Annotated in this window: 4 protein-coding genes and 2 pseudogenes; all 6 read right to left on the reverse strand. The window is 42.2% G+C overall.

Features of this window, described 5'->3' with window-relative positions; translation table 11 throughout:
- Positions 1 to 183: pseudogene (locus J7R05_RS06770) on the reverse strand (hypothetical protein); the annotation flags it as partial.
- Positions 180 to 1205 carry a filamentous hemagglutinin gene (locus J7R05_RS06775; RefSeq protein ID WP_343070533.1) on the reverse strand — a complete coding sequence of 342 codons (1026 nt, stop codon included), beginning with the start codon at positions 1203 to 1205 and terminating at the stop codon, positions 180 to 182. The pseudogene J7R05_RS06770 and the gene J7R05_RS06775, both read right to left, overlap by 4 nt.
- Positions 1206 to 1302: 97 nt before the next feature.
- Positions 1303 to 1704: a hypothetical protein gene (locus J7R05_RS06780; protein WP_208541715.1), complete on the reverse strand. Its 402-nt coding sequence runs from the start codon at positions 1702 to 1704 to the stop codon at positions 1303 to 1305.
- Positions 1701 to 2726, reverse strand: coding sequence for a filamentous hemagglutinin (locus tag J7R05_RS06785; protein ID WP_343070535.1), 1026 nt, complete (start codon positions 2724 to 2726; stop codon positions 1701 to 1703). Before J7R05_RS06785 ends, J7R05_RS06780 begins: the two co-directional genes overlap by 4 nt.
- A 97-nt stretch (positions 2727 to 2823) precedes the next feature.
- Positions 2824 to 3237, reverse strand: a complete 414-nt coding sequence (locus tag J7R05_RS06790) for a hypothetical protein (RefSeq protein ID WP_208541716.1) — start codon at positions 3235 to 3237, stop codon at positions 2824 to 2826.
- A pseudogene (locus J7R05_RS06795) lies at positions 3234 to 4116 on the reverse strand (hemagglutinin repeat-containing protein); the annotation flags it as partial. The pseudogene J7R05_RS06795 and the gene J7R05_RS06790, both read right to left, overlap by 4 nt.

A 4116-nucleotide genomic window follows, 5' to 3' on the forward strand; every position in this document is an offset into this window, starting at 1 on the left:
ATTTTCTGGATCGACATCATAAGGAGTTGGCATGCCACATTCTAACAGTGCTTTTCCTATCTCAGTAAAGTCTGCTCCAGGCTTCTCCCACATTCCTATAGATGATGTGGCAGGCCTACCTAAAGAACATCCAGCGATACTTAATAGAGCTATAGCACTCAATAATCTTAAGATTTGTTTCATTTTTTCCTCCTTGAATCAATTTGTACTCGATGAGATGAACCATAAAGTCTTCCACATATATCACTGGCATCTCCAAGACAATTGTGGACACTGTTAGGATCTGTGAACATTTTGTATGCCTCTTTCCAATTGTTACTACCGGTAGGCACTGTTTGGTAGGTATAGCCATTACCGCCGATCACTCGGCTTACAAAGTCATATCTATGCCCATCAAAACCGACCGTGGTTTGTTTGCCATTATTTAGCCTGTTTAACTTATCTGCTACTGCTGCAGCATTAGAAGCGGGTGCATAAAGATTGACAGTTGTGTTGCCTGCTATATTGCTTATCCCTTGTTGTCCTAAAGAATTCAGGGCATTATAAACTGTCATACCGCCACGGCTATGAGCGTAAAGTTCCAGCCCTGTATTCCCATAGTTCTTTAGCAGATCCTGTACCTCCTGTGTTGAATTGGTTAAGCCAAAGAAGTCATTTTCCAGAAACTTCTGATAGCCTGCTACCATCAGTTCTGATACAGCTGTGTCTCCTTGTGGGAAGACAACAAAATAAAGCGGTTCATTTTGATTGTCTGCATGTTGCACTGCATAAACACCTCCCTCAGTTGGTGGCGTGAAAATGCCATTAAAAGAGACATGAACCTTACCATCAGAACCGGCTTGTAGGTGCTTCTTCTCCTCAGCCGTTAAATAATGCGACTGAGGTATTTTTTGTCCACGACTGTCTTTTATAGGTTTCCCATTTTCATCTGTTAAATAGATAATATTTCCCTTTTCATCACGATCCACCACGGCGATGGAGTGCTTTTTGATAAACATGGTTTTATAGGAATCATCGCTGTATTTAAACCCTTCTTCAAGCAATTGCGTCGCCATTTCACGGTTCTCATGGACGATTTGTTCCAGCCTGCCACCATCAAGCGCTTCTACAGCTTCATGAGCTGTAGCCGTGTCACGGTTAAGGGAGGCGATTGTTTGTTCCCCATTTTGCCCTGTCAGGGTATTTTGCCCTGCTTCATCTGTCAAAATGATGCTGCCATTACTGATGGTGGAATGAGCAAAAAAACCACCCTTCCAAGCAAAAGCAAGGAAGGGGAATGTTGCTCTTCAAACGCAGAAACACTTAAGGATAGCACTCATATTCTTTTGGATTCTGTTTACAAAACGGGCTATTTAAACGCTTCTTGACACTGCGCCTCGGGATAACAGCGCCAGGCTGACAAATGGGAAGGTTTTCAGATTTATAGTTCTCACACCAATTCCCATCTTTATTTTTATAACGGAAACCATCTTGGATCATGCAAGCATAAATTGTTGCATATGTATTGTTGCTTAGCTTTTTATTTTCTGGATCGACATCATAAGGAGTTGGCATGCCACATTCTAACAATGCTTTTCCTATCTCAGTAAAGTCCGCTCCAGGCTTCTCCCATGCAGCCAAATATCCTGAGGGAGGTTTATTAAATTGACATCCAGCGATACTTAACAAAGCTATTCCACTCAATAATTTTAAGATTTGTTTCATTTTTTTCTCCTTGAATCAATTTGTACTCGATGAGATGAACTATACATAGCGATACAATTAACATTCCCATCTCTAAGACAAGTATGGACATTGTCGGGATTTGTAAACATTTCCCATGCCTCTTTCCAATTGTTACTACCGGTAGGCACTGTCTGGTAGGTATAGCCATTACCGCCGATCACTCGGCTTACAAAGTCATATCTATGCCCATCAAAACCGACCGTGGTTTGTTTGCCATTATTTAGCTTGTTTAACTTATCTGCCACTGCTGCAGCATTAGAAGCGGGTGCATAAAGATTGACAGTTGTGTTGCCTGCTATATTGCTTATCCCTTGTTGTCCTAAAGAATTCAGGGCATTATAAACTGTCATACCGCCACGGCTATGAGCGTAAAGTTCCAGCCCTGTATTCCCATAGTTCTTTAGCAGATCCTGTACCTCCTGTGTTGAATTGGTTAAGCCAAAGAAGTCATTTTCCAGAAACTTCTGATAGCCTGCTACCATCAGTTCTGACACAACCGTGTCTCCTTGTGGGAAGACAACAAAATAGAGCGGTTCATTTCGATTGTCTGCATGTTGCACTGCATAAACACCCCCCTCAGTTGGTGGCGTGAAAATGCCATTAAAAGAGACATGAACCTTACCATCAGAACCGGCTTGTAGGTGCTTCTTCTCCTCAGCCGTTAAATAATGCGACTGAGGTATTTTTTGTCCACGACTGTCTTTTATAGGTTTCCCATTTTCATCTGTTAAATAGATAATATTTCCCTTTTCATCACGATCCACCACGGCGATGGAGTGCTTTTTGATAAACATGGTTTTATAGGAATCATCGCTGTATTTAAACCCTTCTTCAAGCAATTGCGTTGCCATTTCACGGTTCTCATGGACGATTTGTTCCAGCCTGCCACCATCAAGCGCTTCTACAACTTGATGAGCTGTAGCGGTGTCACGGTTAAGGGAGGCGATTGTTTGTTCCCCATTTTGCCCTGTCAAGGTCTTTTGCCCTGCTTCATCTGTCAAGATGATGCTGCCATTGTTGATGGTGGAATGAGCAAAAAACCACCCTTCCAAGCAAAAGCAAGGAAGGGGGATTGTTGCTCTTCAAATGCAGCAAGACTTAAGGCTGGCATTTACGACTATTTTTATACTGTTTACAAAACGGGCTATTTAAGCGCTTCTTGACACTGCGCCTCGGGATAACAGCGCCAGGCTGACAAATGGGAAGGTTTTCCTCTCTAAAAGTATAACACGGTCCCCCTATACTCGATACCTCTTTATCTTTATAACGGAAACCATCTTGGATCATGCAAGCATAAATTGTTGCTAATGCATTGTTGCTTATCTTTATACTTTCTGGATCTTTATCAAAGGGAGTTGGCATGCCACATTCTAACAATGCTTTTCCTACCTCAGTAAAGTCCGCTCCTGGCTTCTCCCATGCAGCCAAATATCCTAAGGGAGGTTTATTAAATTGACATCCAGCGATACTTAACAAAGCTATTCCACTCAATAATTTTAAGATTTGTTTCATTTCTTTCTCCTTGAATCAATTTGTACTCGATGGGATATGCCATAGCGCACTCTACACATATGGCCCCCATCTCCAAGACAAGTGTGGGCATTGTAAGGATCTGTGAACATTTTGTATGCCTCTTTCCAACTGTTACTGCCGGTAGGCACTGTCTGGTAGGTATAGCCATTACCGCCGATCACTCGGCTTACAAAGTCATATCTATGCCCATCAAAGCCAACCGTGGTTTGTTTGCCATTATTTAGCTTGTTTAACTTATCTGCTACTGCTGCAACATTAGAAGCGGGTGCATAAAGATTGACAGTTGTGTTGCCTGCTATATTGCTTATCCCTTGTTGTCCTAAAGAATTCAGGGCATTATAAACTGTCATACCGCCACGGCTATGAGCGTAAAGTTCCAGCCCTGTATTCCCATAGTTCTTTAGCAGATCCTGTACCTCCTGTGTTGAATTGGTTAAGCCAAAGAAGTCATTTTCCAGAAACTTCTGATAGCCTGCTACCATCAGTTCTGATACAATCGTGTCTCCTTGTGGGAAGACAACAAAATAAAGCGGTTCATTTCGATTGTCTGCATGTTGCACTGCATAAACACCTCCCTCAGTTGGTGGCGTGAAAATGCCATTAAAAGAGACATGAACCTTACCATCAGAACCGGCTTGTAGGTGCTTCTTCTCTTCAGCCGTTAAATAATGCGACTGAGGTATATTTTGTCCACGACTGTTTTCTATAGGTTCCCCATTTTCATCTTTGAGATAGATAATATTTCCCTTTTCATCACGATCCACCACGGCGATGGAGTGCTTTTTGATAAACATGGTTTTATAGGAATCATCGCTGTATTTAAACCCTTCTTCAAGCAATTGCGTTGCCATTTCACGG

Source organism: Bartonella capreoli (assembly GCF_902813205.1).
Lineage (GTDB): Bacteria > Pseudomonadota > Alphaproteobacteria > Rhizobiales > Rhizobiaceae > Bartonella > Bartonella schoenbuchensis.